The sequence below is a fragment of the Paracoccus sp. PAMC 22219 genome (assembly GCF_000787695.1).
Taxonomy (GTDB): domain Bacteria; phylum Pseudomonadota; class Alphaproteobacteria; order Rhodobacterales; family Rhodobacteraceae; genus Paracoccus.
Window position 1 is genome coordinate 1 of the sequence record NZ_BBPH01000180.1, and the last position, 4,845, is coordinate 4,845.

Consider the following 4,845-nt stretch of genomic DNA (forward strand, 5'->3'; position numbering starts at 1 on the left):
GGCGGCAGCGACGGAGACGGCGGCAGCGACGGGAACGGCGGCGGCAATGGGAATGGCGGCGGTAATGGAAACGGCGGCGGTAATGGAAACGGCGGCGGTAATGGAAACGGCGGCGGCAACGGCGGCGGCCGGGGCTGAGCAGTGAGAAGGCCGTGTCTGGCGACATGAGCCGGCCAGCGACAACCAGTTTTCATAACGGTATTGGACCCGCTAACCGACTGGCAGCTGTATCTGTCATCGTGAAGCGCTAGCTACGTCTGGACTTCCAGGATAGTGACCCGGAGGTTTACAGAACCCCACGTGCAATGCGGATCATCTGAAGAAGCTCGTAGTTTGGATCATTCAATCGAACGAGTTGCCCATTCACGACAGCGTAGTTTCATCGTTGCCCAATCGTGGCAGGCGATAGAGGCTGATCAACTCATCCTGCGTCAGAGCGGCGGTCGGAGCGATTGGCGTCCCGGCCATGAGATCGGGTACATCTGCCATCTGATTTACCAGAAGCAATGACCTGTAATCCTCCCTGTCGAGCAGGACAGGCAATCCGTCGATCAACGCATACCGTTGGCCTTCGGGGGCAGGATCAAGATCGAAGAGCGTCGCGATCTGATCCGACTGCAACAGCATCGACTCCGGGTCCGGATCGACCGCGGCTTGGGAGCTGAGCCACTCGTCACGGCGTTCGACCCAGATCGTGTCGTACCTATCCTGATCATAGGACGCCCATTCGTCATAGGTGACACCATTTTTCGCCAAGCCTGGTGGAACGCAGGGGGGATCCTTCTTGGCAAGGCCGGGCGGGCAATTGAGATAGGTGATCAACTCGTCGTCGGGAATATCCGCGACAAGCAGCTGGGGAGTCAAAAAAGCCAGCGCGGTAGCGGCCAACACGCGCCTCATGTCACGATCTGTGGGCGCTGCCGTCGATAAGAGGCGATTCAATACCTCTTCACGCTCTCCCGTCGTGAAGCGTTGCGGGCCTGGGGCGCCATTGCCGTTCTGTCCGCGGGCACGCTCGGCGCTTCTGTTTCCTCTGGTAGCGTGATCATTTCCATTGCCCCTGTGGGCATTCCCGTTGCCGGGATTATCATTGCCGGCACTGCCCCGACCCCTTTTGGGCGGCTTGTCCTTGTTCTTGCCGATGTTGCCTTGGGCCAGCCAGATATGCTCGCTTGGCGCGCCTCCGGCGTGCGCACTGTTGCCCTCTCCATGGATCGGGGTAGCGAACGAGGATGTCGACGATAAGGCAAACGCAATAGCGGCATTTATGAAGAACCTGGTCATGGCGGACACCTCTTGTTCGACAATGAACTAACTATCTGGCGACGTGATCATTCGGGTTTGGCTTCCACCCGAAATTGAATTTACCGGGCACCACGCGATCCCTGAGGTTAGCTCAAGCAACTTGCAGTTGCGATCATATGTCGGTGACGGGGCGTGAGATAGCCAATTCTTCGTCGAGAATGCCTTCCGTATCTTGGGCCAATCTAATTCCCGTATAAGTTGAATGATGCGGAACCTCGCTGCCGTAGGCGTGCGTTGGTGCTCCAGGCAGTCAATGGGAGACGCATGATGTTGAAGACTCCGTTCAAGGCTCTATTGGTGGGAAGCCAGATCGCCGTGACCAGCCTGATGGCAACTACCGCCATTGCGCAGACCACCCAGATCGAGACCCCTCAGGGTTCCACGGTGATTGTTCCCGACAATGCGCTGGAAGAGGAGCCATCCGGCGGTTTCGTCACCGAGGGCGACTACCCCCGTCTGGACAGCATCGAGAACTATGAGGCGATTGCAGAAACCCTGTCAGATCAGGGGTATTCCGATATCTTCATCCAGCGCGAGGGCCCGATCCTGACGGTCACCGCGCAGCGCGCCGGTGTGCCGACCGAGCTGGTCTACAGCACGGCCAACGGTCGTCTTGTTTCTGTGGATGGGGTCGAAACCCGCGCGGATCCCGAAGGATCGTCTGCAGGTGACGATGTTGGCCAGGCAGAGGCCGGAGCATCGGATGCAGGCGATGATAGTGATACACCAGATACCCCGAGTGGCGATGACGGGGCGAGTGAGGATAGCGCCGGTGATGACGGGGCCGATGGCGGGTCAGATGCAGGCGATGGCGGGGCTGACAGTGGCTCGGATGGATCCGACGGTGGCGACGCGGATGGTGGCTCGGACGGCAGCGATTCAGACAGCGGCGCGGACGGTGGCTCCGAGGGAGGCGGTTCAGATGGGGGATCAGACAGCAACGGCTGATATCCCTCTCCAACCCGCTCTCCTGTAAGGAAACCCCCGCAGCATGGAGCTGCGGGGGTTTTCATAGGCATGTAGATGCAGGCGTGCGCCATACGAATTGCCTGATCTGATCTTCAGAGCTGCGCTGGACCCCATTTTATCGTAACACCAGCCGTGAGGGGGGCATCTTAGGTGGTCCTACAGACATCAGTGCAGGGTACCGCACTGCTGCGCGACAAAGGCGGTCCCGACACGGGACCGCCAGATGGTGACATTATTCAGATCATTCAGTTGCCGCTGTCTGAAGCAGGTCGGTGATGCGCCGGACAGACGCACGACGGTTCTCGCGGACATCGCCCTCCTGCTGGATCCGTGGGAACTGTTCACCATAACCCTGGATAACCATGTTCTCCGGCGGAACCTGAAAATACTCGCTCAATGCCAGCGCCACAGACTCTGCGCGACGGTCCGACAGGGCGAGGTTTGCAGCAGGATCACCCACGGTGTCCGTATGCCCCTCAACCAGGAAGATTTCGTTCGGATTGTCCGCGATCGCTTCACGGATGACATTCCCCAAGGCAGTGAGTTTCTTCGCCTGGTCAGCATCAATCGCCGCCGAGTCCGTCTGGAATGTGACAGCGTTGACGTCAACGGAGGTGACCAGCGAGCGAACCTCCGAGATGTCGCGGATCTGCGACAGGCTGAACCGTCTATCAACGGCCAACCGAGCCATCAGGGCCTCACGGAGCGCGGTTTCGTCCAGATCAGCTGCCGACCCGTCGAACGTCGGCGCTGGAGAGGGCAGGCTCGCGACATCAACGGGCTCCACGACCGACGTGTCGTCAAGCAGGATCGTCTGCTCCCCATCAGCCGAAATGAGCGTACGGCGCAGGATCCGCAGATCGGCGTCACGGATCGTGACAATACGGCTGCCATCCGACCGCGTCACGATGGTGCGCGAGGATCCATCATCGAAGTTCTCTGTCGCGACAGTCGACCCAGGCTGGCGAAGAAGAGCGACGTCATCCTTGATCAGCTGTTGGGTGCCATCGGAACGGGTCACAACGATGCGGTCGGGCGTCGACAGCGCGACCTGGCGATTGTTGCTGAGCATCGCGCCGACGGCCACTCCGCCCAGGCCCAGCAGGATGGCCTTGGCCAAATCATTGTCATCATCGTCGTCGCTGGACTGTTCCTGATTGCCATCAGCCGAGGTGGCTTGCTGCAGGGTAGTCGCAAAATCTTCGCTCGAGGAACGGCTGTTTTCCTCGGTCACTTCCTCTTCGGTCACCTCGGCAGTAGCAGAGTCATCCAGCGCGGCGGCGGCTGGCGCTTCGGCAGTTTGAGCGGTCGCCTCGGGCGCGTCAGCAGTCGTCATCGGAATGTCTGCGCCGGAAGCGTTCGCGTCGGTTTGGGCTTCGCTCTGTCCGTCGGCGCCGACTGTCGACGGCTCTTCCGTTCCGAGAGGCAAGGGTACCGCCGGGTTTGCCGGGGCGGTGCTGCCCTCGGTCGACTCAAGCACATCCGTCAGGTCTTCTGTACCCGCCGGGGTCGTTTCCGCCTCCGGTGCCATGCCAGTCGCTTCCGTCTCAGCACTCTCTTGCTCTGCCGCCATCGCGTCATCCAGCGCCGCCTCAGGGTCGGTGATGTTGGTGTCGGGCGTTGCTTCAACATCTGCCTCGGGGAGTGCGTCGACCCCTGGCGTCGTCACGTCGGTTTCGGCGGATGAGGCATCCGCATCAGGACTCACCTCGGCGGCGTCAGCGCCTTCGACAGGCGCAGTTTCCAGCGTTTCCCCGGTCGCCTCATTGGCTTCCGCCTCAGCACTCTCCTGCTCTGCCGCCATGGCTTCGTCCAGGGCAGCGTCATTATCGGTGGCATCGGGCTCTGCAGTCACATCGGGCGCTGCTTCGGAGGTGGCCCCTGCGTCCGCCTCCGGCGTGGTCATTTCTGCCTCGACGGGTACGGCTGAGGCATCAGGACCAGTCTCGGCAGCGGCGGCAGCATCGCTGTCGACAGGGGAGGCTTCCGGCGAGGGTGCAGCAGCCGCATCGGTCTGCGGTACGACCTCTCCCGACGGGGACACGACCTGCGAATTGCCATCAACCGCAGCTTGGGCTGCCACCATGTGCGGTGCGAGGAGCGAAAGGCAAGCCGCGATGGCTGTCGAGTTCTGAAAGATCCGGCGCATGATAGCTCCCCAAAATACAACCTGAGGTGGTTGCAGGGAATAACATGGTCGAGAGCGGACAGTTCCCGGGCTTCATCAAATGATATTTGCCGCTCTGCAACCTGTTCCGAGTGTCAGTTGGTCGCATCCTCAGGTTGAGTATCACTCACATCATGTCTACTCATATACGGGAGCGATTTTTCAGTCTTGCAGCTTTACGGAAAGCCGCTTTCGCGAGGGCGATGAAACAAAGGGCTTATGACGATCAAAGACCGAGAGAGAAACATGGACACAGCCGTATACAAAGCTCCTTCGCTCTCATTACGCCCTGCGGAGGTCCGAATGTCCAATAGTGGCGGATTGAAAAAAGACGTCGGCCATGCGCCCAAGCATAAGGCAACAAGCGACCCATCGAGACCACTGAAGGCTCTTATCGTCGAAGA

At 60.1% G+C, this 4,845-nt stretch carries 3 protein-coding genes; 1 reads left to right on the forward strand and 2 read right to left on the reverse strand.

Going from position 1 to position 4,845, the window contains the following annotated elements:
* Positions 1–363 precede the first annotated feature (363 nt).
* Positions 364–1,284 carry a hypothetical protein gene (locus TY51_RS17300; protein ID WP_231559120.1) on the reverse strand — a complete coding sequence of 307 codons (921 nt, stop codon included), beginning with the start codon at positions 1,282–1,284 and terminating at the stop codon, positions 364–366.
* Between the two features lie 285 nt (positions 1,285–1,569).
* Here TY51_RS17300 and TY51_RS20530 point away from each other — a divergent pair, with 285 nt between their 5' ends.
* Positions 1,570–2,253, forward strand: coding sequence for a hypothetical protein (locus TY51_RS20530; protein ID WP_052650404.1), 684 nt, complete (start codon positions 1,570–1,572; stop codon positions 2,251–2,253).
* 262 nt (positions 2,254–2,515) lie between these two features.
* Here the strand turns inward: TY51_RS20530 and TY51_RS17310 are convergent, their stop codons facing one another.
* Positions 2,516–4,423, reverse strand: coding sequence for an OmpA family protein (locus TY51_RS17310; RefSeq protein ID WP_042251926.1), 1,908 nt, complete (start codon positions 4,421–4,423; stop codon positions 2,516–2,518).
* Positions 4,424–4,845 lie beyond the last annotated feature (422 nt).